Genomic DNA, 25,424 nt, shown 5'->3' on the forward strand with positions numbered 1-25,424 from the left:
AGCACGCGGGCCCGGGGTCGTCACGGGGCCTTTCAGGGCGCGCGGCGCATCATCCTGTGCGGCACGCCTTCGTCGTCGATGATCCCGCCGTAGGCGGTGAAGCCGAGCCCCTCGTAGAAGGCCGCCGCCCGGACCTGGGCGGAAAGCGCGACCGTGGCCAGCCCGCGGGCGCGGAAATGCGCGAGCCCCGCCTCGACCAGGGCTGCACCGATGCCGCGGCCCCGGCCCTCGGAGAGGACGCAGATCCGCCCGATCCGGCCTTCGCCCGCCACCTCGTAGAGCCGCGCGCAGCCCACCGGCGCGCCGTCGAGCCGGGCCAGGAGATGCACCGCCTCACCGTCGATCGCGTCGAACTCTCCGGCCGGGTCGAAGCCCTGCTCGGTGACGAAGACCGCCTCGCGCAGGGCGCGGACCGGGGCGAAATCGGGGCTCGGAGCGATCTCCAGGCTCATGCGAAATAGGCCGCGAGGATGCGGCGGTAGACGGCGGAAAGCTGGGTGATCTGCGCCACCGGCACATGTTCGTCGACCTGGTGCATGGTCTTGCCGACAAGGCCGAACTCGACCACCGGGCAGTGGTCCTTGACGAAGCGCGCATCCGAGGTGCCGCCGGTGGTCGAGAGCACCGGCCGCCGCCCGGTCTCGGCCTCGACCGCCTCGGCCACGAGGTCCGAAAGCGGCCCCGGCGGGGTCAGGAAAGCCTCGCCCGAGACCTTGATCTCGAGCCGGGTCTCGGTGCCGAAGGCGCGGTCGACCTCGGCGGCCTCGCGGGTCAGCCAGTCCGACAGCGACGCGCCGTCGTGCAGGTCGTTGAAGCGGATGTTCAAGAGACCGCGGGCCTCGGCGGGGATGACATTCGTGGCGGGGTTGCCGACGTCGAGGCTGACCACCTGCAGCGAGGAGGTGTCGAAATGCTCGGTGCCCTCGTCGAGCCGCCGCCCGGCCAGCCGGTCGAAGAGCCGCACCAGCGCGTGGCAGGGGTTCTTGGCGCGGTGCGGATAGGCGGCATGGCCCTGCACGCCCTTGACCGTGACCCAGGCCGAGAGAGAGCCGCGCCGGCCGATCTTCATCATCTCGCCCATCTCCTCGGGGCAGGTGGGCTCGCCCACGAGGCAGACCGACATGCGCTCGCCCTCGGCCTGCATGTGGTCGAGAAGCGCCTTCGTGCCGTCCTGGGCGGGGCCTTCCTCGTCGCCGGTGATGGCCAGGATCACCGCGCCCTCGGGCGGGGTCTCGGTGACGAAATGCGTGGCCGCCGAGACGAAGGCCGCGATGCCGGACTTCATGTCGGTCGCGCCCCGGCCCCAGAGGATGCCCGCGTCGATCTCGGCGCCGAAGGGGTCGCGGCTCCAGGCCGCGCGGTCGCCCACCGGCACCACGTCGGTATGGCCGTTGAAGCCGAAGGTGCGGGCGTGGCCCTTCTCGCCCCAGCGCGCGAAGAGGTTGGCCACCCCGCCCCGGTCGGCGCGGGCGCAGGCGAAGCCCGCCGCGGTCAGCTCTTCCTCAAGGAGCTGGAGCGCGCCGCCTTCTTCGGGGGTGACCGAGGGGCAGCGGATCAACTCGGCGGTCAGCGCGACGGGATCTTTGGGCATGGGGAGGCTCCGGCTCTGGCGTGGTCTTGGGCTAATCCAGCCGCCCCGGCAATGCAATTGCCGCGCGGAGCGGGCCGGGGTGGGGGGCGCGTGCGCCCTGCGCGCCGTCTGTCGCAGAAATCGCGCCGCACCGGGTCTTTGCCGGTGCCCCGCGCGGGGAACTGGCGTATAGCTGGGCGCATGGTTCTGCCGTTTGCCGTCCTGCCCAAGCCGCCTGTCCGCAGCGCCCCGCGCGTCGCGTCTCGTGGCGCGCCTGAGGGCGCCTTCCGGGACCACCCCGCATGAGCTGGATCGCCGTCTCCGACGCCGAACGGCGCTGGTCCCATGCCGCGGTCTTCGGGCCCGACGCCCAGGCGCGCTACCGCCTGCAGACCCGCGGCTCCATCGTGATCGAGACCCGGCTCTCGCCCGAGGGCCGCCCGCAGACGCTTCTGGGCTACGAGCGCCGCCACCCCTGGGCCGGGCGCATCTCCTTCCAGGCGGTGCCCGGCGGCGGGGTGGTGGTGATCCTCGCCCAGGGCGACGCGGTCTTTCACTCCGTCGTCCCGCCCGAGAGCGAGGAACGCACCGACACCCTGCGGCTCACCTTCTCCTGGGACGCGCCGGCGCGCTGGGGGCGGCTGACCGTCGAACGCCCCGAGAGCGACCGGGTGCGGATGCTCGAGACCCCGCCGCCGCCGCCGCTCATGCTCGAGGATCTCTACACGATGATCGAGCGGCCGGAGCTCTGCGAGCGCGACCGCGACGTGATCTACTGCGCGATCTCCGACGCGGTAGAGCCCGTGGGCCCGATGCCGAGCCTGACCGCCGGCACCCCGGTCGAGACCCTGCGCGGGCCGCGCCGCGCCGATGCGCTGCGCCCCGGCGACCGGGTGCTGACCCTGGGCGGCGCGCAGGAGGTCGTCGCGGTGGTGACCCGCGAGGTGCCCGCCATGGGCGCCTTCGCCCCGGTGACCCTGCGCGCGCCCTACCTCGGGCTGACCCGCGACATCACCATCGCACCGCAGCAGCGGCTGGTGATCGGCGGCTCGGACGTGGAATATCTTTTCGGGCGCGAGGCGGTGCTGATCCCCGCCGAGGCGCTGGCCAACGGCTTCACCGGCTACCGCGCGCAGACCGGCACCGTCCTCAGCTACGTGCAGGTGGTGCTGGCGCGGCATGATGCGCTGCGGGTGGCGGGCGCGGGGCTCGAGAGCCTTTACCTTGGCCGCCTGCGCCGCGACCGCGCGCTGCGGGCGGCCTCGCTGTTTGCCGGGCTCGAGGACGCGCGCTTCCCCGAGCACCTGCGCGCGGGCTACCAGACCTTGCGGCCTTTCGAGGCGGTGACGTTGGCAGAGGCCCGGGCGGCGTGAGCCCGGGCGCTTGAGGGCGGTCTTGCGGGCGGCCCGAAGCCCCGGCTCAGTCCTTGTCGAAGAACGGCGTGATCTGCGCCACGATCACCGAGTTCTCCTCGAGCGCGCGGGCCATGAGCGCGGCCTCCTCGGCGTCGATCTCGTGGCCGGCCTCGCGGCGGTCCTCCTCGGTGCCGTGGCCGGTCACGTCGAGGGGCGCCAGGTCGGCCTGTTTCAGGATCGCCACGGTCTCGCGCACGGCCTCGGCCTCGTCCACGCCCGAGGCGTAACACATCAGCGCCGCGCCCGAGGCGCCCTCGGGCAACCCGTCGCCGGACTTGCGCCCGACCTGGACCACCAGGGTGTAGACCTTCTGCTTCTTGCCGCTCTCGCTTGCCATATGCGCTTCCTCGGGTCTGAGGGCGGGGTTGTCAAGCGTGGGGCGGGGGTTGGCCGTGTTTAGAGAGGTAACGGTATGAGGAGGCGCGGGTCCTGCGCCCGAACAGGACCGAAGGTGCCGTGCGTGGGCCATGGCGCTCACTTGCGCCCAAACAGCACCGAAGATGCCGCACTGGGGCGGTGGCGCTCTCTTGCGGCCGAACAGCACCGAAGATGCCGGGCTTGGGCCATAGTGCCCTCTTGCGCCCGAATAGCACCGAAGGTGCCGGGCGCGCGCCGGACCGGCCCCTTGGGCCGGCGCTCCTTGGAGTGGCGTGCTTAGTTCGCCTCTAGTCCTGACCTTGCCGGGATTAAGCGTTTAGCTCAGCAGTCAGCAGCGCCGGCCCCCGGTCCGGCGCGCGCCCTCTGGTGGAGCGTGTTGAGCGCGGGGGTGGGCTTGGATGTGGGGGGCCGCACTTGGCGGTGCGGCGGCTTTGGGGGCTCTCCGTGGGCTGGCTTTCAGGCCCGAGCGCCCCAACACCCCCAAGCCACCCCTACCGCCGGATCGCCCGCCACAGCCAGATCAGCAGGCAGGCCCCGCCGGCGCCGACCACCAGCTGGCCCTGCCAGCCGTGCAGCGTCCGGTCGATCAGCGCGTAGAGCAGCCAGTTGCCCACCACCGCGCCGAGGATGCCGAGCACGATGTTCGTCAGAAGCCCGTGCCGCGCCTTCATGATCTTCTCCGCGATCCAGCCGGCGATGGCGCCGACGATCAGGGCCGCGAACCAGCCGATACCTGTCATCTCCCGTCTCCTTTGCTCATGTCATGCCTCAAGAAAAAACCTCAGCTCCCGCCCGCGCCGGAGGGGCTGCGCGCGAAGATCTCGATCACCATGGCGGTCAGATAGATGCCCATCATCAAGACGCTCTCGATGCCGATCCTGCCCGGGCCTTCGCGCTGGCGCAGGATCAGCCCGCCCAGAAGCACCGCGGTCATCAAGAGACCCGTGGCCAGCCAGTAGAGGTCGTTGGCCTGCGTCGCGTGGTAGATCGAGCCGTCGCGATAGGCCATGTCGGCGGCGACCAGGAAGAGCGTGTCGAAGGTATTGCCGCCGATGATGCCGCCCACGGCGAGCTGCAGCGCGCCGCGGCGCACGGCGACCAGCGTGGTGACGAACTCGGGCAGCGAGGTCACGACTGCGGTGACCAGCGCGCCGACGAGGCTTGAGGAGAGCGAGAAGCGCTCGATGAAGACACCGCCGGTCTGGCTGATGACCCAGCCGCCGAGGCCCATGATGGCCACCAGCCCGACGAAGCTCATGGCCGGGCCGCGGGCGGATTTCTGCGGTTCGTCAGTGTCCTCGGGCTCGTCGTGGCGGGTGTCGGAGGTGCGCACCGGCCGCCACATCGGGTCCTCGCGCACCGAGGAGGCCAGCTTCACCCCCGCGAGATAGGCAAGAAACAGCGCCAGCGAGACCGGGTGCACGCCGAAGTAGGCCACGTCCGGGCCCGAGATCGCGAGAAGCGGCATGCTCAGCAGCACGATCAGCATCACCGCCTGGAACAGGTTGGCGGGCTCGGCGGCGGCATGTTCGAGGTTGGCGCGCCGGTGCAAGAGATCGGCGATGGCCAGGAAAAGCGTCTGCGCCGCGATGCCGCCGACGGCGTTCGAGAAGGCGTAGCTGCCGTCGCCCGACCAGGCGGCATTGACCGAGACCACCACGCCCGCCAGCGATGTGGCCGCGCCGAGGATCAGCCCGCCGGCCATGGCCTCGCCGATCTGGGTGCGGTCGGCCAGGATGTCGGCCAGCGCGGTCGCCCGGATCGAGGCCAGGATCACCGCCAGGGCGGCCAGGGCGAAGACCCCGAAAAGAAGCGGATTGGATAGCTCAGAGATCATGGCGCGGCCCGGTCATTCCTCGCACAACGACCGGGCCGGGCTTTGGTTTCCCGCAAGATGCGGGCGGGGTCGCGCTCAGTCGCGCAGAAGCTCGTTGATGCCGACCTTGGAGCGGGTGCGCTCGTCCACGCGCTTCACGATCACCGCGCAGTAGAGGTTGAGGTTGTTCTTGGTCGGCATGGAGCCCGAAACCACCACCGAATAGGGCGGCACCTCGCCCATGAAGACCTCGCCGGTCTCGCGGTCGACGATCTTGGTGGACTGGCCGATGTAGACGCCCATGCCGAGGACCGAGCCCTCGCGCACAATGCAGCCTTCGACCACTTCCGAGCGGGCGCCGATGAAGCAGTTGTCCTCGATGATCGTGGGGCCGGCCTGCATGGGCTCGAGCACGCCGCCGATGCCGACGCCGCCCGAGAGGTGCACGTTCTTGCCGATCTGCGCGCAGGAGCCGACCGTGGCCCAGGTGTCGACCATGGTGCCCTCGTCGACATGCGCGCCGAGGTTCACGAAAGAGGGCATCAGCACCACGCCGGGCGCGATATAGGCCGATTTGCGCACCACCGCGTTCGGCACCGCGCGGAAGCCCGCGGCGCGCCACTGGTTGTCGCCCCAGCCCTTGAACTTGCTGTCGACCTTGTCCCACCAGCCGCCGCCCTGCGGGCCGCCGGGCTGGATTTCCATGTCCTTGATGCGGAAGCCCAGGAGCACGGCCTTCTTGGCCCATTGGTTGACGTGCCAGTCGCCGTTCGCCTGCTTCTCGGCGACGCGGAGCTCACCGCGGTCGAGCGCGTTCAGCGTGTCCTCGATGGCCTCGCGGGTTTCGCCTCCGGTGGCCGGGGTGATCTCGGCGCGGCCCTCCCAGGCGGTTTCGATCGCGGTTTCGAGCTGGGCGATATCCATGGGGTTCCGTCCTTCGCGTTGTGCTGCTGTTGCGCCCTCATAGCCTGTGATCCGGGCGGCGAAAAGTATCGCGGTGGCGGGGCGGATGTGAGGGGCGGGGGCGCCTTCCCGCGCCACAGGTCCCGACGGAGGGCGCGCGCCGGACCGGGGGCCGGCGCTGCCAACCTCTGAGCGGGGCGCTTTATCCACGCAAGGTCAGGGCTAGGGGATAGCTGAGCGCGCCGCCCCATGGAGCGCCGGCCCATCGGGCCGGTCCGGTGCGCGCCCGGCACCTTTGGTGCTGTTCGGGCGCAAGACGCGCTGACGGCACCGGATCGCTTTGGTGCAATGGGCAGGCCGTCGGTGCGCGGGCAGGAGGGCCCGACCACCTTGCAACAAGGACAACGGAGGGCGCGCACCGGACCGGAGGCCGGCGCTGCTGACCTCTGATCAATGCGCTTTATCCACGCAAGGTCAGGGCTAGGGGCGATCTGTGTGCTTCGCCCACAAGAGCGCCGGCCCATCGGGCCGGTCCGGCGCGCGCCCGGCATCTTTGATGCTATTCGGGCGCAAGGGCGCGCGTGGGTGGTCGGCGGTCGTCACTGTGCCGAGGCGGGGGCTCCACACCGCTTCCTCGTTCGGCCCGGCTGCTCCACGCATCCCAACTCTTCCCCACCCCCCACCACCTCACTGGCGGCCACCGGCAAAGCGGGCTAGGTCAGGGGCGACCAGTGACCGAGAGGCCCGATGAAGGACAGACGCAAGACCCAGTTCCGCGACGCCGGGCGCGACCGCAAGGCCGCCCGCGAGGTGCCGGACACGCCGCAGACGCGCTCGCCGGCCTATAGGCTCGCCTTTACCGACGACGATTTCCTCTGCCGGCCCGAGCTGCGCCCGGTGCGGCTGCAGCTCGAACTCCTGAAGCCCGAGATGCTGCTCGACGAGGCGGGGATCGAGACCACCGTGGTGCTCTTCGGCGGCGCCCGCATCCCCGCGCCCGACCAGCGCGACAAGGCCCGGACCAAGACGCTGGCGGATCTGTCGAAATACTACGAGGAGGCCCGCGTCTTCTCCCGTCGGATGACGGAATATTCGCTCGAACACCTGGGCGGCCGCGACGTGATCGTGACCGGCGGCGGCCCCGGCGTCATGGAGGCCGGCAACCGCGGCGCCGAAGAGGCCGGCGGCCGCTCGATCGGGCTCAACATCGTGCTGCCGCACGAACAGGCGCCGAACGAATACGTGACGCCCGAGCTGGCCTTCAACTTCCATTACTTCGCGCTGCGCAAGATGCACTTCCTGATGCGCGCCCGCGCGGTCTGCGTCTTCCCCGGCGGCTTCGGCACGCTCGACGAGCTCTTCGAGGCGCTGACGCTGATCCAGACCGGGCGGATGAACCGGATGCCGGTGCTGCTTTTCGGCGAGGAATTCTGGCGCCGCATCGTCGACTGGGAGGCGCTGGCCGAGGCGGGCACCATCGGGGCCGAGGACCTCGAGCTGTTCCGCTTCGTCGAGACCGCCGACGAGGCGCTCGAGGAGATCGCGAAATGGCCCGTCGAGCCGGCCCGCGACCGCATTCCCGACCGCTGACCCGAGCCCCGGAGCGGGGGCGCCGCATCGGTGCCCCCTTTCCGTCCGCCCCCGGCTGCGCTAGTTAGCGCGCCAATCTCGCGCCGGGCACGCCGCCCGGACCTGACCGAAGCCAAGACCCAAGGAGGGATCTGATGGGCTATAGAATCGCCGTCGTCGGCGCCACCGGCAACGTGGGCCGCGAAATGCTGAACATCCTCGCCGAGCGCGAGTTTCCGGTCGACGAGCTGGCCGTCCTGGCCTCGCGCCGCTCGCTCGGCACCGAGGTCAGCTTCGGGGACCAGACGCTGAAGACCCAAGACCTCGACACCTTCGACTTCACCGGCTGGGACATGGCGCTCTTCGCCATCGGCTCGGATGCCACCAAGAAATACGCCCCCAAGGCCGCCGAGGCGGGCTGCGTGGTGATCGATAACTCCTCGCTCTACCGCTACGACCCGGACGTGCCGCTGATCGTGCCCGAGGTGAACCCCGAGGCCGTCGAGGGCTATGCCAAGAAGAACATCATCGCCAACCCCAACTGCTCGACCGCGCAGATGGTGGTGGCGCTGAAGCCGCTGCACGACCGCGCCAAGATCAAGCGCGTGGTGGTCTCGACCTACCAGTCGGTCTCGGGCTCGGGCAAGGATGCCATGGACGAGCTCTGGGACCAGACCAAGGCGGTCTACAACCCCACCGACGAGGTGAAGCCCAAGGTCTATCCCAAGCAGATCGCCTTCAACGTGATCCCGCATATCGACGTCTTCCTCGAGGACGGCTCCACCAAGGAAGAGTGGAAGATGGTCGCCGAGACCAAGAAGATCGTCGACAGCTCGATCAAGCTCACCGCGACCTGCGTGCGCGTGCCGGTCTTCGTCGGCCACGCCGAGGCGATCAACATCGAGACCGAGGAGTTCCTCGACGAGGACGAGGCCCGCGACATCCTGCGCGAGGCGCCCGGCATCATGGTGATCGACAAGCGCGAGGACGGCGGCTACGTCACGCCGGTCGAATGCGTCGGCGATTTCGCCACCTTCATCAGCCGCATCCGTCAGGATTCGACCATCGAGAACGGTCTGAACTTCTGGTGCGTTTCGGACAACCTGCGCAAGGGCGCGGCGCTGAACGCGGTTCAGATCGCCGAGACGCTGGGCAACCGGGTGCTGAAGAAGGCCTGATCCCGGCCCGACGGGGATTGTTGACAGCGCGCCGCCGCCCGGGGTCCTCGGGCGGCGGCGTTTCTTTTGGGGGATGCGGTCGGATCTTGGGGGCCTGCTGTGCCCGCCCACAGGATCTGCGCCGGGTGGCGGTCTCAGGTCGCAGTCAGGCCCGGCGGCAGGCGCCGAAACCGTCGCGCCTTCGGCAACGCACCCGCCCCGAACGCCCCACCCGAGGGGCGCAAATGGTAACCATAGCGACACATTGCCGGAAAAAGGCCCGGATCGGCCATATTCGCGCGCCGATTCTCTGTCACACTCCAAGACAGGCAGAAAAACGGGCAAAACCAATGCAACAGATGGCATCCCCCTCCGGTGGGCCGGAGGATTTCCTTCCCGGTCACATCGACTGCGAGACCGCGGCGCTGATCCGCGGCTTCCTCGGACCGATCTTCGCCCATGCGCGCAGCTGGCAGGGGCTCCGCGCGGCGCTGGGCGCGCGCGGCTACCGGCTGGAGTTCCGCGACGGGCGGCTGGTGGTCATCGCCCGCGAGGCGGAGCGGCCGCTCTGCACCGGGCGCGACCTCGGGCACCCGCTGATCGAGCTGGCCCGCCGCCTCGGACGACCGCAGCTCCGGATCGGCCGCGAGGGCCGGACCGGCTGGCTGGTCTGAGAGAGGCGACGGTCAGACCGGCGCGGAGATAGGCATTCGGGCCGGCGCGCAGACCGGCGCGCAACTAGACGCCCAGACTGGCGCGCAGCCAGGCACTCGGGCTGGCGCGCAAATAGACACCGAGACCGGCGCTCAGACCGGCTGGAAGACGCGCTTGTCGGTGTCGTAATACTGCAGCCCGCCTTCGCCGATGTCGGTCCAGAGCCCGTGCAGCGACAAGGCCGAGCTGTCCACCGCCTCCTTCACGAAGGGGAAGGTCATCAGGTTCTCGAGGCTGACCAGCACCGCTTCCTTCTCGAGCGCACGGGGCGCCTCGGCCTCGGGCAGGCCACGCTCCTTCACGCGCTCGTAGCCCGGGCGCAGCAGGTCCATCCAGCGGCCCACGAAGCTCGAGGTCTCCTCGAGCTGGGGCGCCTTGCCGGAGCACATGTCGAGGCAGCCCTGCACCCCGCCGCAGCTCGAATGGCCCAGCACGATCAGATGCGAGACCTTGAGCGCGGTCACCGCGTATTCCACCGCGGCGGACGTGCCGTGCTGGTTGCCGTCGGGCTCATAGGGCGGCACCAGGTTGGCGATGTTGCGGTGAATGAAGAACTCGCCCTGGTCGGCGCCGAAGATCGAGGTCACATGCACCCGGCTGTCGCAGCAGGAAATCACCATGGCGCGCGGGCGCTGGCCCTCGGTGGCGAGCCGCCGGTACCAGGAACTGTTCTCGGCGTAGGTCGTCGCCTTCCAGCCGTGGTAGCGGGTCACCAGGTAGCCGGGCAGGGGGCGCGCGTGTTGCATCTCGGTCTCCTTCGCAAGCGAGGTGGCGCCTTGAATAGGATCGTTTTTCAAGGAATTCGAGGGGAAAAGCCGGTGCGGCGAAACCTTTTGGGAAGGGTCTCGGGCCTAACTGATCCCGGGTATGGGGGTTTTGAGGCAAGGGGTTGTCATGGCTCAGGTGACACGTCTGGCGCCGGAGGAACCGGCACGACTGGATACGGAAACATTGGTGCGCTTCTGCGCCGCGCGCGATCCGCAGGGCGCCGAAGAGGCGGTCTGCCGCGCGATGGAGGCGCTGGCGCGCGGGCTGGCCGAGGCCGAACGCGCCTGGTCGCGGCAGGACTGGACGGCGCTTGACCAGGCCGCCGCCCGGGTCGCGGTGCATGCCCGCGCAACCGGCATGACCGGGCTTCTGCGCAGCGCGGGCGACATCCGCGCCTGCCTGGCGGCGGGCGATGCGGTGGCGCTGGCGGCGACGCTGGCGCGGCTCCTGCGGGTCGGGGAACGTTCGCTCTACGCGCTCTGGAACCATGACGCGGCGACGGTCTGACTGGCGGGGGTCAAGCCCCTTGCCGCTGCGGATACGGCCGCTAGGCTGGCGCCGGAATTCAGCCAGCACGAGGACTCCATGCCGCTTCGTTTCGCGTCGGAAGACAGCGCCGCCATCGACCTTCACTTGATCGAACAGGGCGGCGCCGCGGCCTGGGCCGAAGGCCAGGACGCCCGCACCCGCGCCTGGGTCGCGGCCTCGGGCTTCGACGGGGCGCTGGGCGAGGCGCTCCTGATCCCCGACGGGGAAGGCAAGCCGCGGGCCGCGCTCGCGGGCTACGGCAATGCCGCGCAGCGCGCGCGCCAGCGCTTCCCGCTGGCCGCCGCCGCGCCGCGTCTGGCCGGGCAGACCCTGTGCGTGGCCTCGGGCCTGCCGGCCGAGGTGGCCGAGGCCGAGGCGCTGGGCTGGCTCCTCTCCGGCTACGGCTTCTCGCGCTACCGCGACCAGAGCCCCAGCGTCGGCGCGCTCATTGCCCCCGAAGGCGTGGACGCCGCCCGCGTGGAGGTGCTGGCCGAGGCCGAGGCCCTGACCCGCGACCTGATCAACACCCCCGCCGCCGACATGGGCCCCGAAGAGCTCGAGGCCGCCGCCCGCACGCTGGCCAAGCGCTTCGACGCGGGCATCGAGGTGACCACCGGGCAGGCGCTGCTCGACAAGAACTTCCCGATGATCCACGCGGTCGGCCGCGCCGCCGCCCAGGAGCCGCGCCTGATCGACATGCGCTGGGGCGCGGAAGGCCCGCTTCTGACGCTGGTCGGCAAGGGCGTCTGCTTCGACACCGGCGGGCTGAACCTCAAGCCGGCCTCCTCGATGGGGCTGATGAAAAAGGACATGGGCGGTGCCGCCAACGTGCTGGGCCTCGCCCAGGCGATCATGGCGCTCGGGTTGAAGCTGCGCCTGCGGGTGCTGATCCCGGCGGTGGAGAACTCGGTCTCCTCGGACAGCTTCCGCCCGCAGGACATACTGACCTCGCGCAAGGGGCTGACGGTGGAGATCAACAACACCGACGCCGAGGGCCGGCTGGTCCTGGCCGACGCGCTGGCCCTGGCCGACGAGGAGGGGCCGGACCTGATGCTCTCCATGGCGACGCTGACCGGCGCGGCGCGGGTCGCCGTGGGCCCGGACCTCGCGCCCTTCTTCGCCACCGACACCGCGATCACCACGGCGCTGGCGGCTTCGGCCGAAGGCGCCGCCGACCCGGTCTGGCCGCTGCCCTTCCACGCGCCCTACGAGGCGATGATCGAGCCGGGGGTGGCGGATCTCGACAATGCGCCCAAGGGCGGCTTTGCAGGCGCGATCACCGCGGCGCTCTTCCTGCGGCGCTTCGTGACCGACACGCCGCGCTACGCGCATTTCGACATCTACGGCTGGCAGCCCGCGCCCGCGCCGGGCCGCAGCAAGGGGGGGATCGGCCAGGGCCCGCGCGCGATCCTGGGCGCGCTGCCCGAGCTTTTGGGCCTGTGATGCCCGACCGGCGGCTCCTGCCGGCCAATGCCCGGGCGGCGCTCGCCGGGACACCCGGCGCGCCTTCGGGCGCGCGCGAGGTGCCGGGCAAGGCGCTCCGGGTCACGGCACCTCTGGCGGATCTCTGCGCCGCGCCCGGCGGGCCCCGCGACCGGCAGCTCCTGATGGGCGCCCTGGTGACCGAGATCGACCGCGCGGACGGCTGGGTCTTCCTGCGCGCCGAGGCCGACGGCTACGTCGGGTATATCCGCGCCGAGGCGCTGGGCCCGGCCCCGGCGCCCACCCACCGCGTCGCCGCGCGCGCCACCCATGTCTACAGTGCCCCCGACATGAAATCGCCCGAACGCCTCAGCCTGAGCCTCGGCGCGGCCCTCACGGTCGAGGCCACCTCCGGCAGCTTCTGCGAGACACCGCAGGGCTTCGTCCCGGCGGTGCACCTTGTGCCCTTGGACAGCCCCGTCCCCGACCCGGTGGCCCTGGCCGAGACGCTGCTCGGCACGCCCTACCTCTGGGGCGGCAACTCCGCCTTCGGGATCGACTGCTCGGGCCTCGTGCAGATCGCGCTTGCCGCCGCCGGGCGCGCCTGCCCCGGCGACAGCGACCTGCAGGAGGCGGCCTTCGCGCCCTTTGCCTCCAAGGCCCCCGCCGCACGCGGGGATCTGTTGTTCTGGAAAGGCCACGTCGCCTGGGTCACGGACGCCGAGACCCTCCTGCACGCCAATGCGCACCACATGGCCGTGGCCTACGAGGACCGCGCCTCCGCCGTGGCCCGGATCGCCGCCCAGGGTGACGGCCCCGTCACCGCCCATATCCGCCTGCCCGCCAAGGAGACGCCATGAGCCAGGACGATTTCTTCCACCCGGTCTCGGGCTTCGAGCTGCCGCGCTTTGCCGGGGTGCCGACCTTCATGCGCCTGCCACATGTGCCGCCCGGCCACGCGCGCTTCTCCGAGGTCGAGATCGGCCTGACCGGCGTGCCCTGGGACAGCGGCACCACCAACCGCCCCGGCCCGCGCCACGGGCCGCGCCAGCTGCGCGACGCCTCGACGATGATCCGCGCCCAGCACCCGGTCAGCGGGCTGCGCCCCTTTGAGGCCGCCCGCTGCGCCGACCTGGGCGATGTCGGCCCGAATCCGGCTGACATTCCCGACCCGCTCGAGCGGATCACCGCCTTCTACAAGGAGCTCCGCGCCGCGGGCATCCGCCCGCTGACCGCCGGCGGGGACCACCTGAGCAGCCTGCCGATCCTGCGCGCGCTGGCCGCCGAGGCGCCGCTGGGCATGGTGCATTTCGACAGCCACACGGACCTCTACAAAGGCTATTTCGGCGGCACCAAATACACCCATGGCACGCCCTTCCGCCGCGCCGTGGAGGAGGGGCTGCTGGATCCCAAGCGGGTGGTGATGATCGGCATCCGCGGCACGGCCTACGACATGGAGGACCGCGATTTCGCCCGCGCCGAGGGCATCCGCGTGATCCCGATCGAGGAGTTCTTCGCCCGCGGCATCCCCGACGTCATGGCCGAGGCGCGCGAGATCGCGGGCAGCGGGCCGACCTACGTCAGCTACGACATCGACTTCGTGGACCCGGCCTTCGCGCCCGGCACCGGCACGCCGGAGGTCGGCGGCCCGAATGCCTTCGAGGCGCTCTCGGTCTGCCGCGAGCTGGCCGGGCTGCAGATCGTCGGCGCCGACATGGTCGAGGTCTCGCCGCCCTTCGACGCAAGCGGCGGCACCGCCTTTTTGGGCGTTTCAATCATGTTTGAACTTCTTTGCGCGATGCTGTCGGAGAATCGAAACCTTTAATTAAAGGGTTTCGATAACGATCTTAGATAAGATCGTTATCTAAGAAGGGGCGATCAAACGGCGCGCGGCCCCGGCCGCGCCGCCCTCATCGCTCCTCATCACAGCCCCCCGTCACTCCACCGCGCGGATCAGCTTGCGCTCCAGCACCCGCAGCACCGCGCGCAGGTCCTGCCCGCGCTTCAGCACCTGGCCATCCATGCCCAGCACCGAATACATGCCCTGCCGGTTGCGCAGCTTCGGGCGTTTCTCGATGCGGTAGATCGGGTGTTCCGCCGCCCGGCGGAAGACCGAGAAGACCGCCGCGTCGCGCAGCGAGGAGATGCCGTAGTCCCGCCACTCCCCGGCCGCGACCATGCGTCCGTAGATCGACAGGATTTCGTTCAACTCGATGCGATGGAACATCACCGTCTCGGTGTGCTCGGGGCGGCCGGGAAAGGGCGTGAGCGAGTTCATCCTCAAAACTTGCGAGGGGCGGCGCCCAAAATCAAGCGTGTTCCCGCCTCAGAGATGCGTGCGCGACTGCCGCCGCCCGCGCGGCTCGAGATGCGGGCAGGCGTTGAACTGCGCCAGCGCCAGCCCCTCGGGCAGCACCATCAGCCGGTGGATCGAGCTGTTCTCGATCGACAGGCAGAGATGCGACAGCGCCGCCACGTCGAGCCGCAGCGCCACCTTCAGCGCCATGCCGATCACCCCGCCCGAGGTCACCGCCACCACCGGCCCGCGGCCGCGCGCCAGGTCGGCCAGGGCCTCGGCCACGCGGGTCTCGAAGGCCTCGAAGGGTTCGGGCGCGCCGGCGATCTCGCCGCGCGACCAGGCGCCGAACATCGCCGGCAGATGGCGCAGGAAGGCCGGGCGGTCGGGCGGCATGGGCACGCCGTGTTCGGCCTCGAAAGCCTGGGCCATGGTGAAATACTCGAGCTCGTTCAGCCGCGGGTCCTGTTCCGGCGGGCTCTCGGCCACATCCATCTCGCGCAGGGTTTCGGCCTGGCGGCGCAGCGTCCCCGAGGTCGCCCGCGCGAAGCGCTCGCCGCAATCGCGCAGATGCGCCCCGAGCCAGCGCGCCTGTTCGCGGCCCAGGGGGCTCAGCCGGTCGTAATCGGCCTCGTCGCGGGCGGCGGAATTGGCCTGCCCGTGCCGGACAAGAAGGATCTGGGTCATGCTGCGCCGCCTTGTTGGGGAATGCCCCGACCGGTTATCCTATGGCGGCGTCGGGGAAAACCGTCCGCCGGCCCGCTCGGGGCGACGCGGATCGGAAACCCCAGGGCGCAAAATCCGGCCGAGGCGTCGGAAATGACCCGGGCAGGGCGCGGAGGAAGCCGCTACACCCGGGGTCAGACCGGGAGGACGACCATGGCAGAGACGATCCGCTTCACGCTCGACGGCGACACGGTCGAGGTGCCCGCAGGCACCACAATCTGGGAGGCGGCGCATGGCCGGGGCCTGGTGATCCCGCATCTCTGCCACCGGCCCGAGCCGGGCTATGCCCCGGACGGCAACTGCCGCGCCTGCATGGTCGAGATCGAGGGCGAGCGCACGCTGGCCGCCTCCTGCATCCGCACCGCGACCGAGGGCATGGAGGTCCGCACCGCCACCCCGCGCGCCGAAAGCGCCCGGCGGCTGGTGATCGAGATGCTCATGGCCGACCAGCCGGAGCAGGCGGCCGCGCATGACCGCTCCTCGCAGTTCTGGAAGATGGCCGAGGCCGCGGGCGTCGCGGAAAGCCGCTTCCCGACGCTCGAGGCCGACCGCATCCCGCTCCTTGACGACAGCCATGTCGCCATGCGGGTCAACCTCGACGCCTGCATCCAGTGCAACCTCTGCGTCCGGGCCTGCCGCGACGTGCAGGTCAACGACGTCCTCGGCATGGGCGGGCGCGGGCACGACGCCTTCCCGGTCTTCGACCAGGACGACCCGATGGGCGCCTCGACCTGCGTGGCCTGCGGCGAATGCGTGCAGGCCTGCCCGACCGGGGCGCTGATGCCGGCCTCGGTGCTCGACGCCCAGGAGGTCGGCGACAGCGCGGATTACGACGAAGAGGTCGCCTCGGTCTGCGCCTTCTGCGGCGTCGGCTGCCAGGTCTCGCTGAAGATCAAGGACGGCCAGGTCCGCGACGTCGAGGGCATCAACGGCCCCGCCAACGAAGGCCGGCTCTGCGTCAAGGGCCGCTTCGGCTTCGACTACATCCGCCACGCCCACCGGCTGACCAAGCCGCTGATCCGCCGCAAGGACGCCCCCGACAAGGGGCTGAACGTCGACCCCGCCGATCCCTGGACACATTTCCGGGAAGCGAGCTGGGAAGAGGCGCTCGAGGTCGCCGCGCATGGGCTGGTGGACATCCGCTCGTATTACGGCGGCCGCGCGGTGGCGGGTTTCGGCTCGGCCAAATGCACCAACGAAGAGGCCTATCTGTTCCAGAAGCTGATCCGCCAGGGCTTCGGGCACAACAACGTCGACCATTGCACCCGGCTTTGCCACGCCTCCTCGGTGGCCGCGCTGATGGAGAACGTGGGCTCGGGCGCGGTGACCGCCAGCTTCAACGAGATCGAGAGCGCCGACATCGCCATCGTGATCGGCGCCAATCCGACCGAGAACCACCCCGTCGCCGCGACCTACTTCAAGCAGTTCGCCAAGCGCGGCGGCGAGCTCATCGTCATCGACCCGCGGCTGCAGAACGGGCTGAAGCGCCATGCCGCGCACAACCTGCAATTCCGCCCCGGCACCGACGTGGCGCTGCTGAACGCCATGATGCATGTGATCGTCGAGGAGAAGCTCTACGACCTGCAATACGTCCAGGGCTTCACCGAGGGCTTCTTCGAGTTCCGCGACCACATCCGCGCCTTCCCGCCCGAGAAGATGGCCGAGATCTGCGGCATCGACGCCGAGACCATCCGCACCGTCGCGCGCAGCTTCGCGCGGGCCCGCTCGGGGATGATCTTCTGGGGCATGGGCGTCAGCCAGCACATCCACGGCACCGACAACTCGCGCTGCCTGATCTCGCTGGCGCTCCTCTGCGGTCACGTCGGGCGGCCGGGCACCGGGCTGCATCCCCTGCGCGGGCAGAACAACGTCCAGGGCGCCTCGGACGCGGGGCTGATCCCGCAGGTCATGCCGGACTACCAGTCGGTGACCGACCGCGAGGTGCGCGAGCTCTTCCGCCACATCTGGCGCGGCACCGAGATCGACGCCGAACCGGGGCTGACCGTGGTCGAGATCATGGACCGGGTCTACCGCGGCGAAATCCGCAGCATGTATGTCCTGGGCGAGAACCCTGCCATGTCCGACCCCGACGTCGACCACGCCCGCCGGGCGCTGGCCAAGCTCGATCACCTGGTGGTGCAGGACATCTTCCTGACCGAGACGGCGATGTTCGCCGATGTGATCCTGCCGGCCTCGGCGCTCTACGAGAAGTCCGGCACGGTGACCAACACCAACCGCACGGTTCAGGTGGTGCGCCAGGCGGTGACGCCCCCCGGCGAGGCGCGGCAGGACTGGGAGATCCTGGTCGACCTGGCGCGCGGCATCGGGCTCGATTGGGACTACGACGACCCGCGCGAGGTCTTCGACGAGATGAAGATGTCGATGCGGGCGCTGCACCACATCACCTGGAAGCGGCTCGAGGCCGAGGGCGCGGTGAGCTACCCCTGCCTCGGCCCCGAGGACCCCGGCCAGTCGGTGGTCTTCGGCGACGGCTTCCCGCGCCGCGCGGGCAGGGCCAAGTTCACCCCCGCCCGCGTCACCCCGCCGGCCGAGACGCCGGACGCGGATTACCCGATGATCCTGATTACCGGGCGGCAGCTCGAGCATTGGCACACCGGCTCGATGACCCGTCGGTCGGTGACGCTTGACGCGGTGGAGCCCGAGGCGACCTGTTCGCTGCATCCCGCGACCCTGCGCGAGATGGGCGTGGCCCCGGGTGGGTTGGTGCGGCTGACGACCCGGCGCGGCAGCCTCGAGGTCATGGCCCGGGCCGACCGCAACGTGGCGCCGGGCACGGCCTTCATGCCCTTCGCCTTCGTCGAGGCGGCGGCCAACGTGCTGACCAACCCGCAGCTCGATCCCTTCGGCAAGATCCCCGAGTTCAAGTATTCCGCGGTGCGGATCGAAGCCGCCGAGACCCGCGCGGCGGCGGAGTAGGGGCGGGGGCCGCGGCGCCGCCCGCCGTGTGCGGGTGGGGCTAGAGCGCGCGGCTTGGAGCCTGAGCGGCGCGAAGGGGGCCAAGCGCCCACGCTCGGCGCGCGTCAGGCTTCTCTCCCGCGCTTCGCTCGTCTCCGCGCCAATTGGCTTGGCCGTCTCCTCGTAAGGGACGGCTGGCCCCTCTCTCTCGTCGCACGGCACCGCCAGCCACCCCTCACCCACGCGCGCCCCGCGCTGGACCGGTGGGCGGGGCTGGCCTAGACTGCGCCGATGGATCCGGTTTCGGTCACCTATTACGCCGCGATCTGCGGTTGCCTCTCGCTCCTGTCGCATAGGCTGGGGCGCGCCTGGATGCGGCTGGCGCTGGGCGTGGGTGTCGGCGTGGCCGCCGCGCTTGTCCTGCCGCTGCTCCGGCCCATGGTCTGGTAGCGCCACCAGCGCCCGCAGACCCCCTGCCGAACGCACCAGGGCGAATCATCCACAGGCCAAAATGTATGCCGGTTTTGGCGAATTTTCCCTGCATCACGCGGATTTTAACCGGGCCCGCGGCCCCCGCATCCGCCGCTTCTCACTGCATTAATTTAATGCCCGTTCAATTTTTTTCCCTCAAGCGTCACGCGAGCCTTGACCGGAGGGTCCGCAGCGGACCTAATACATTCCGAGCCTTGCGGAGGACCCGGCGGCAACCCCCGCCGGTCTTGGCTGAGAGGGGCCGGTAAACGGCCTCCGGGGAGGAGAAAGTTTGGCACAATCGTCCGAGGCCGCAGGCGACCTGCGGTCGGTTCCCGCACTGTTGCGGCGCAACGCGGCGCGTTTCGGATCGCGCCCGGCCTACCGCGAAAAGGAATTCGGCATCTGGCAAAGCTGGAGCTGGTCCGAGGCCGCCGACGAGATCGAGGCGCTGGCGCTAGGGCTGCTCAAGATGGGCGTCCAGAAGGGCGACTTCATCGCCATCATCGGCCGCAACCGTCCGTATCTCTACTGGTCCGTCGTCGCCGCCGAGATGGTCGGCGCGATCCCGGTGCCGCTCTACCAGGACGCGGTCGCCGAAGAGATGGCCTATGTGCTCGATCACTGCGGCGCCAAGCTGGTGATCGCCAGCGACCAGGAACAGGTCGACAAGGTGATCGAGATCCAGGACCGGCTGCCCGAGTTCGAGCGGATGATCTACCTCGACCCGCGGGGCCTGCGGAAATACGACCATTCGGCGCTCTTCGCCTTCGACCAGGTGCAGGCCGAGGGCCGCGCCGCGCGCTCCGAGCTGGGCGCCGAGCTGAAGGCCCGCGAAGAGGCGATCGGCTACGACGACACCTGCGTGATGCTCTATACCTCGGGCACCACCGGCAAGCCCAAGGGCGTGGTGCTGTCCAACCGCAACATCATCGAGACCGCCAAGGCCTCCTGCAGCTTCGACCACCTGAGCGAAAGCGAGGAAGTGCTCGCCTACCTGCCCATGGCCTGGGTCGGCGACTTCATCTTCTCGATCGGGCAGGCCTATTGGGCGGCCTTCTGCGTCAACTGTCCCGAAAGCGCGGACACGATGATGACCGACCTGCGCGAGATCGCGCCGTCCTACTACTTCGCGCCGCCGCGGGTCTTCGAGACGCAGCTGACGCAGATCATGATCCGCATGGAGGACAGCGGGAAGCTCAAGCAGAAGCTCTTCCACTACTTCCTGAACCACGCCCGCGGCATCGGCCCGCGGATCCTCGACGGCCATCCCGTCGGCGCGCTCGACCGGCTGAAATACCGCCTCGGCGAGTTCATGGTTTACGGGCCCCTGAAGAACGCGCTGGGCTTCAGCCGGGTGCGCGTGGGCTATACCGCCGGCGAGGCGATCGGCCCGGAGATCTTCGATTTCTACCGCGCGCTCGGGATCAATCTGAAGCAGCTTTACGGCCAGACCGAGGCCTCGGTCTTCATCACCCAGCAGCCCGACGGCGAGGTCCGCTCGGACACGGTGGGTGTGCCTTCGCCCGGGGTCGAGCTGAAGATCGGCGAGAGCGGCGAGGTCTACTACCGCTCGCCCGGCACCTTCGTGGAATACTACAAGAACGCCGAGTCGACCGCCGACACCAAGGACCCCGAGGGCTGGGTCGCCACCGGCGACGCGGGCTTCATCGAGGAGGACACCGGCCACCTGCGGATCATCGACCGCGCCAAGGACGTGGGCAAGATGGCCGACGGGGCGCTCTTCGCGCCAAAATACGTGGAGAACAAGCTCAAGTTCTACCCCAACATCCTCGAGGCGGTGGTCTTCGGCTCGGGCCGCGACCGCTGCGTGGCCTTCATCAACATCGACCTGACCGCCGTCGGCAACTGGGCCGAGCGCAACAACATCGCCTATGCGAGCTACCAGGAGCTGGCGCAGAACCGCGAGGTGCTCGACACCATCCAGGCCCATGTCGAGGAGGTGAACGCCAGCGTCGCCCAGGACGAGATGCTCTCGGGCTGCCAGATCCATCGCTTCTTCGTGCTGCACAAGGAGCTGGACGCCGACGACGGCGAGCTGACCCGCACCCGCAAGGTGCGCCGCAAGATCATCGCCGAGAAATACGCCGACCTCGTGGAGGGTCTCTATGCCGGCGACGACAGCGTCTACACCGAGACCGAAGTGACCTACGAGGACGGCCGCAAGGGCAAGATCAAGGCGACGCTCTACGCCCGCGAGCCCAAGGTCGTGCCTGTCACCGCCAAGACGCTGGAGGCGGCGGAATGAGCCCCCGCGCCAGCGCCGCAGACCGCCCCGCCCCGCAGACATCGGCCCGCCCCGAGAAGGAGAGCGCCCATGCTTGACAGCTCCGAAGGCTACACCACGGCCGACGGCCGCCAGATCGGCGGCGTGCTGATGGAGATGAAGAACATCACCCTGCGCTTCGGCGGCGTGGTGGCGATCAACGACATCTCCTTCGACATCCGCGAAGGCGAGATCCGCGCCATCATCGGCCCGAACGGGGCCGGCAAGTCCTCGATGCTGAACGTGATCTCGGGCTTCTACACGCCCTCCGAGGGCGAGGTCTTCTACAAGGGCTCCAAGCGCCCGCAGATGAAGCCCTTCGAGGTCGCCCGCATGGGCGTCGCCCGGACCTTCCAGAACATCGCGCTCTTCGAGGGCATGACCGTGCTCGACAACGTGATGACGGGCCGGCTGACCCACATGCATTCGGGCGTCTTCTCGCAGGCGCTCTGGTGGGGGCGCGCCCGCGACGAGGAGATGGACAACCGCGAGAAGGTCGAGCGCGTGATCGACTTCCTCGAGATCCAGAACATCCGCAAGACGCCGGTCGGACGGCTGCCCTACGGCCTCAAGAAGCGGGTCGAACTGGCCCGCGCGCTGGCCGCGGAGCCCTCGCTTCTGCTGCTCGACGAGCCCATGGCGGGCATGAACGTCGAGGAGAAGGAGGACATGAGCCGCTTCATCCTGGACGTGAACGACGAGTTCGGCACCACCATCGCGCTGATCGAGCACGACATGGGCGTGGTCATGGACCTCTCCGACCGGGTGGTCGTCATGGATTACGGCAAGAAGATCGGCGACGGCACGCCCGACGAGGTGCGCGGCAACCAGGACGTGATCGATGCCTACCTGGGGGTGTCGCATGACTGAGGCGCAGCCGGGCGGCGGGGCCCTGACCCGCATCCCAGAGCAGAACCAGCGGAACCAGCAGAACCAAAAGGCGGCGCGGGCCCCGGTCCCCGCCGCACAGCCTGAGGGGGCGGCATGCTTTACGACTTTCTGATCCAGCCATTCGTCGACATGGCCACGGCGCCGGACTTCTTTCTCCAGGTGCTCTGGGAAGGGCTGGTCTCGGGCGTGCTCTACGCGCTGATCGCGCTGGGCTTCGTGCTGATCTTCCGCTCGAGCCGGATCTTCAACTTCGCGCAGGGCATCATGGTGGTCTTCGCCGCGCTGACCCTGGTCGGGCTGCACGCCATGGGCGTGCCCGCCTGGATCGCGGTGGCGCTGACCCTTGCGGTGATGTTCGTCCTGGCGGTGACCATCGAACGGGTGGTGCTGCGCCCGCTGGTGGGCCAGCCCGACATCATCCTGTTCATGGCAACCATCGGCATCACGCTCTTCCTGATCGGCCTGGGCGAGACGATCTTCGGCGGCGAGAACAAGGTGATGATCAGCGAGGAACTGGGCATCCCGACCGGCGACACGGTGCTGGAGCCCTGGGGCGGTCTCCTGATCCTGCAGCACCTCGACATCACCGTGGTGGTGGTGGCGACGCTCCTGGTCGCGGGGCTCCTGGCCTTCCTCAACTACACCCAGATGGGCCGGGCGATCCGGGCGCTGGGCGACGACCACCAGGCGGCGCTTTCGGTCGGCATCTCGCTGCAGACGATCTGGGTGCTGGTCTGGTTCATCGCGGGCATCATCGCGCTGGTCACCGGCATCGCCTGGGGCGCCCGGGCGGGCGTCAGCTTCGCGCTCGAGGTCATCGCCTACAAGGCGCTGCCGGTGCTCATGCTGGGCGGCCTCGAAAGCATCACCGGCGCCATCGTCGGCGGCTTGATGATCGGCATGCTCGAGAAGCTCTTCGAGATCTACTGGGGCCAGCCTTTCCTCGGCGGCAACACCGAGACCTGGTTCGCCTTCGTGCTGGCGCTGATCGTGCTTCTCTTCCGGCCGCAGGGCCTCTTCGGGGAACGCATCATCGAGAGGGTCTAGGGCGGGCCTCGGCCCGCCACCCCACACCCCCCGACGCGCGGCCCCGGCCCCGCATCCCGGCAGACGATTAACGGAAAGACCCAAAGATGCTCTACCGCACGGCAGGACAGTTCAAGACCAGCTACACCGCCGACCAGGCGCTGTTCCCGGTCCGGCAGGATGCGATCCTTCTCGGGGTGATCCTCGTCTTCGCCTATCTCATCTTCCCGCTCACCGCCTCGGAGTTCGCCTTCCAGACGCTGCTGATCCCGATCCTGATCTACGCGCTGGCGGCCATGGGGCTGAACATCCTGACGGGCTATGCCGGGCAGCTCTCGCTCGGGACCGGGGCCTTCATGGGGGTGGGCGCCTATGCCTGCTACAAGCTGATCACCATCTTCCCCTGGATGAACCCGATCGTGGCGATCCTGCTGTCGGGCGTGTTCTCGGCCGGGGTGGGCGTGGTCTTCGGCATCCCCTCGCTCCGGATCAAGGGCTTCTACCTCGCCATCGCGACGCTGGCGGCGCAGTTCTTCCTGGTCTGGCTCTTCGAGAAATGGGCCTGGCTCTACAACTACAACGCCTCGGGCGCGATCCAGGTGCCGAACCTCGACATCTTCGGGCTCTATGTCTCGGGCCCGCAGGCGGCCTCGGTGACGCAATACTACCTGGTGCTGGGGGTGGTGACGCTGATGTCGATCCTTTGCATCAACCTGACCCGCGGCAACCTCGGGCGGACCTGGAAGGCGACCCGCGACATGGACATCGCGGCCGAGCTGATCGGCATCAACCTGATGCGCTCCAAGCTCGTGGCCTTCGCGATCTCCTCCTACATCGTGGGCGTGGCGGGCGCACTTTACGTCTTCATGTGGAAAGGCGCGGCGGAGCCCAATGTCTTCGACATCCCGCTGAGCTTCCAGGTGCTCTTCATCGCGATCATCGGCGGGCTGGGCTCGATCCTCGGCAACTACCTGGGCGCGATCCTGATCGTCGGCCTGCCGGTGGTCTTGAACCTGGTGCCCTCGGCGCTGGGGCTGCCGATCTCCTCGGCCATGGTCGAGCACCTCAACGTCATGATCGTCGGCGGGCTCATCATCTTCTTCCTGATCGTGGAGCCCCACGGTCTGGCGCAGCTTTGGCGGCTCATTCGTGAGAAGCTGATCATCTGGCCCTTCCCGCACTGAGCGGGCGGCCCAACAGCAAAACCCGGACAACCGGGGTCACATCCAAGGGAGGATACCCGATGAAGACCATCACCAAACTGGCCACCGCGGCGGTTCTGGGCACGACGCTCGGCACGGCGGCGGTCGCTCAGGAGCTTTACGTTCCGAACCTCGCCTACCGGACCGGCCCCTTTGCCGCCACCGGCATCCCGCTGATGAACGGCCAGGCCGACTATTTCACCATGCTGAACGAACGCGACGGCGGCATCGGCGGGCTGACGGTCAACGCCGAGGAATGCGAGACCGGCTATTCCACCGAGAAGGGCGTGGAGTGCTACGAGAAGACCAAGGGCAAGGCGATCGTGACCCAGCCCTGGTCGACCGGCATCACCCTGCAGGTCCTGCCCAAGACCAACGTCGACGAGATCCCGATCCTGGCGCCGGGCTACGGCTTCTCGCCGATGGCCGACGGCACGGTCTTCCAGTGGGCCTTCAACATGCCCGCCGGCTACTGGGACGCGGCCTCGATGATCGTGCAATACCTCGAGGAAGAGGGCTCGCTCGAGGGCAAGAAGGTCGCCTTCCTGCATCTCGACCACCCCTACGGCAAGGAGCCGCTGCCGCTTCTCGAGACGCTCTCCGAGAACAAGGGCTTCGAGCTGCTGCCGATCCCGGTGGGCCTGAAGGAAATGCAGAACCAGTCGGCGCAGTGGCTGCAGATCCGCCGCGAGCGTCCCGACTACGTGGTGATGTGGGGCTGGGGCGCGATGAACGCCGGCGCCATCACCGAGGCGGTGAAGACCAAGTTCCCGATGGAGAACTTCATCGGCGTCTGGTGGGCCGGGCATGACGCCGACCTGCGCCTCGTCGGCGAGGATGGCAAGGGCTACAAGTCGATCTCCTGGTCCTTCCCGAACCTCGAAGCGCCGGTGATGCAGGACATCCGCGAGCATGTGATCGACGCGGGCCTGTCGAACACCAACCCCGAGGAATCCTCGGGCGTGTTCTACTCGCGCGGGATCGTGATCTCGGCGATCCTGGCCGAGGGCATCCGCACCGCCCAGGAGGAATACGGCACCGCCGAGATCGACGCCGCGCAGCTGCGCTGGGGCCTCGAGAACATCAACATGACCGAGGAGCGGATCACCGAGCTCGGTCTTGACGGCATGGTGCCGCCCTTCTCGACCTCCTGCGCCAACCACACCGGCCACTCCGGCGGCTGGATGCTGGAATGGGACGGCGAGCAGTTCGTGAAGGTCTCGGACCTGATGAACGCCAATACCGACACCTACCAGGACCTGATCTCGGCCAAGGCGACCGAATACGCCGACGAGAACGCGCCCTGGCCCACCAACGAGGAATGCTCGGCCACCAACTGAGCCTGACCTTTTTCCCGGCGGCGGCCCGC

The 25,424-nt window shown here is 69.2% G+C and carries 24 protein-coding genes; 15 read left to right on the forward strand and 9 right to left on the reverse strand.

What is annotated here, in order from left to right; all coding sequences use genetic code 11:
• Positions 1-32: 32 nt before the first annotated feature.
• Both ACX938_RS07795 and dapE read right to left on the reverse strand, forming a co-directional pair.
• A complete protein-coding gene (locus ACX938_RS07795; RefSeq protein ID WP_459430637.1) occupies positions 33-452 on the reverse strand; it encodes a GNAT family N-acetyltransferase in 420 nt (139 codons plus the stop codon).
• Complete coding sequence (gene dapE / locus ACX938_RS07800) at positions 449-1,591, reverse strand: succinyl-diaminopimelate desuccinylase (RefSeq protein ID WP_459430638.1); 1,143 nt, start codon at positions 1,589-1,591, stop codon at positions 449-451. The genes ACX938_RS07795 and dapE overlap by 4 nt, the downstream gene beginning before the upstream one ends.
• 281 nt (positions 1,592-1,872) lie before the next feature.
• Here dapE and ACX938_RS07805 point away from each other — a divergent pair, with 281 nt between their 5' ends.
• Positions 1,873-2,943: a Hint domain-containing protein gene (locus ACX938_RS07805; RefSeq protein WP_459430639.1), complete on the forward strand. Its 1,071-nt coding sequence runs from the start codon at positions 1,873-1,875 to the stop codon at positions 2,941-2,943.
• A gap of 46 nt (positions 2,944-2,989) precedes the next feature.
• Here ACX938_RS07805 and ACX938_RS07810 read toward each other — a convergent pair whose 3' ends face one another.
• The 4 genes from ACX938_RS07810 to dapD form a co-directional block, all read right to left on the reverse strand.
• Positions 2,990-3,322 carry a hypothetical protein gene (locus ACX938_RS07810; protein ID WP_232754269.1) on the reverse strand — a complete coding sequence of 111 codons (333 nt, stop codon included), beginning with the start codon at positions 3,320-3,322 and terminating at the stop codon, positions 2,990-2,992.
• Positions 3,323-3,854: 532 nt separating this feature from the next.
• Positions 3,855-4,103, reverse strand: coding sequence for a GlsB/YeaQ/YmgE family stress response membrane protein (locus ACX938_RS07815; protein WP_232754268.1), 249 nt, complete (start codon positions 4,101-4,103; stop codon positions 3,855-3,857).
• A 41-nt stretch (positions 4,104-4,144) separates the two neighbouring features.
• Positions 4,145-5,200 (reverse strand): sodium:calcium antiporter, encoded by a 1,056-nt coding sequence (locus ACX938_RS07820; protein ID WP_459430640.1) that lies wholly within the window; start codon positions 5,198-5,200, stop codon positions 4,145-4,147.
• A gap of 75 nt (positions 5,201-5,275) precedes the next feature.
• Complete coding sequence (gene dapD / locus ACX938_RS07825; RefSeq protein WP_232754266.1) at positions 5,276-6,103, reverse strand: 2,3,4,5-tetrahydropyridine-2,6-dicarboxylate N-succinyltransferase; 828 nt, start codon at positions 6,101-6,103, stop codon at positions 5,276-5,278.
• Positions 6,104-6,829: 726 nt separating this feature from the next.
• Between dapD and ACX938_RS07830 the strand changes: the two genes are divergently transcribed.
• The 3 genes from ACX938_RS07830 (at position 6,830) to ACX938_RS07840 (ending at position 9,482) form a co-directional block, all read left to right on the forward strand.
• Positions 6,830-7,672, forward strand: a complete 843-nt coding sequence (locus tag ACX938_RS07830; protein WP_232754265.1) for an LOG family protein — start codon at positions 6,830-6,832, stop codon at positions 7,670-7,672.
• Between the two features lie 134 nt (positions 7,673-7,806).
• Positions 7,807-8,829, forward strand: coding sequence for an aspartate-semialdehyde dehydrogenase (locus tag ACX938_RS07835; protein WP_232754264.1), 1,023 nt, complete (start codon positions 7,807-7,809; stop codon positions 8,827-8,829).
• A 338-nt stretch (positions 8,830-9,167) separates the two neighbouring features.
• Positions 9,168-9,482, forward strand: coding sequence for a hypothetical protein (locus tag ACX938_RS07840; RefSeq protein WP_232754263.1), 315 nt, complete (start codon positions 9,168-9,170; stop codon positions 9,480-9,482).
• Positions 9,483-9,614: 132 nt separating this feature from the next.
• Here the strand turns inward: ACX938_RS07840 and ACX938_RS07845 are convergent, their stop codons facing one another.
• Entirely contained in the window at positions 9,615-10,268 is a 654-nt protein-coding gene (locus ACX938_RS07845) for a carbonic anhydrase (RefSeq protein WP_232754262.1), read from the reverse strand.
• A gap of 148 nt (positions 10,269-10,416) precedes the next feature.
• Here ACX938_RS07845 and ACX938_RS07850 point away from each other — a divergent pair, with 148 nt between their 5' ends.
• The 4 genes from ACX938_RS07850 (at position 10,417) to speB (ending at position 14,065) form a co-directional block, all read left to right on the forward strand.
• On the forward strand, positions 10,417-10,797 hold the full coding sequence (locus ACX938_RS07850; RefSeq protein WP_232754261.1) for a hypothetical protein: 381 nt from the start codon (positions 10,417-10,419) through the stop codon (positions 10,795-10,797).
• 78 nt (positions 10,798-10,875) lie between these two features.
• Positions 10,876-12,261, forward strand: a complete 1,386-nt coding sequence (locus ACX938_RS07855) for a leucyl aminopeptidase family protein (RefSeq protein WP_459430641.1) — start codon at positions 10,876-10,878, stop codon at positions 12,259-12,261.
• The gene (locus tag ACX938_RS07860) at positions 12,261-13,100 is read left to right on the forward strand and encodes a C40 family peptidase (protein ID WP_459430642.1); all 840 of its coding nucleotides are present in this window, start codon (positions 12,261-12,263) and stop codon (positions 13,098-13,100) included. Before ACX938_RS07855 ends, ACX938_RS07860 begins: the two co-directional genes overlap by 1 nt.
• Positions 13,097-14,065 carry an agmatinase gene (gene speB, locus ACX938_RS07865; protein ID WP_459430643.1) on the forward strand — a complete coding sequence of 323 codons (969 nt, stop codon included), beginning with the start codon at positions 13,097-13,099 and terminating at the stop codon, positions 14,063-14,065. The genes ACX938_RS07860 and speB overlap by 4 nt, the downstream gene beginning before the upstream one ends.
• A 111-nt stretch (positions 14,066-14,176) precedes the next feature.
• Here speB and ACX938_RS07870 read toward each other — a convergent pair whose 3' ends face one another.
• A complete protein-coding gene (locus ACX938_RS07870; RefSeq protein WP_232754257.1) occupies positions 14,177-14,518 on the reverse strand; it encodes a DUF2794 domain-containing protein in 342 nt (113 codons plus the stop codon).
• Positions 14,519-14,566: 48 nt separating this feature from the next.
• Positions 14,567-15,223: a histidine phosphatase family protein gene (locus ACX938_RS07875; protein WP_459430644.1), complete on the reverse strand. Its 657-nt coding sequence runs from the start codon at positions 15,221-15,223 to the stop codon at positions 14,567-14,569.
• 192 nt (positions 15,224-15,415) lie between these two features.
• Between ACX938_RS07875 and fdhF the strand changes: the two genes are divergently transcribed.
• The 7 genes from fdhF to ACX938_RS07910 all read left to right on the forward strand — a co-directional run bounded on the left by fdhF (position 15,416) and on the right by ACX938_RS07910 (position 25,395).
• On the forward strand, positions 15,416-18,199 hold the full coding sequence (gene fdhF, locus ACX938_RS07880) for a formate dehydrogenase subunit alpha (RefSeq protein ID WP_459430645.1): 2,784 nt from the start codon (positions 15,416-15,418) through the stop codon (positions 18,197-18,199).
• A gap of 270 nt (positions 18,200-18,469) precedes the next feature.
• A complete protein-coding gene (locus tag ACX938_RS07885; protein WP_232754254.1) occupies positions 18,470-18,628 on the forward strand; it encodes a hypothetical protein in 159 nt (52 codons plus the stop codon).
• Positions 18,629-18,941: 313 nt separating this feature from the next.
• Positions 18,942-20,918 (forward strand): AMP-binding protein, encoded by a 1,977-nt coding sequence (locus ACX938_RS07890; protein WP_232754253.1) that lies wholly within the window; start codon positions 18,942-18,944, stop codon positions 20,916-20,918.
• Between the two features lie 69 nt (positions 20,919-20,987).
• Complete coding sequence (locus ACX938_RS07895) at positions 20,988-21,806, forward strand: ABC transporter ATP-binding protein (protein WP_459430646.1); 819 nt, start codon at positions 20,988-20,990, stop codon at positions 21,804-21,806.
• 114 nt (positions 21,807-21,920) lie between these two features.
• Entirely contained in the window at positions 21,921-22,874 is a 954-nt protein-coding gene (locus ACX938_RS07900; RefSeq protein ID WP_232754251.1) for a branched-chain amino acid ABC transporter permease, read from the forward strand.
• Between the two features lie 86 nt (positions 22,875-22,960).
• A complete protein-coding gene (locus ACX938_RS07905) occupies positions 22,961-24,037 on the forward strand; it encodes a branched-chain amino acid ABC transporter permease (RefSeq protein WP_232754250.1) in 1,077 nt (358 codons plus the stop codon).
• Between the two features lie 59 nt (positions 24,038-24,096).
• The gene (locus ACX938_RS07910) at positions 24,097-25,395 is read left to right on the forward strand and encodes an ABC transporter substrate-binding protein (protein ID WP_232754249.1); all 1,299 of its coding nucleotides are present in this window, start codon (positions 24,097-24,099) and stop codon (positions 25,393-25,395) included.
• Positions 25,396-25,424: the final 29 nt, after the last annotated feature.

It is taken from the genome of Roseivivax sp. (genome assembly GCF_054552075.1).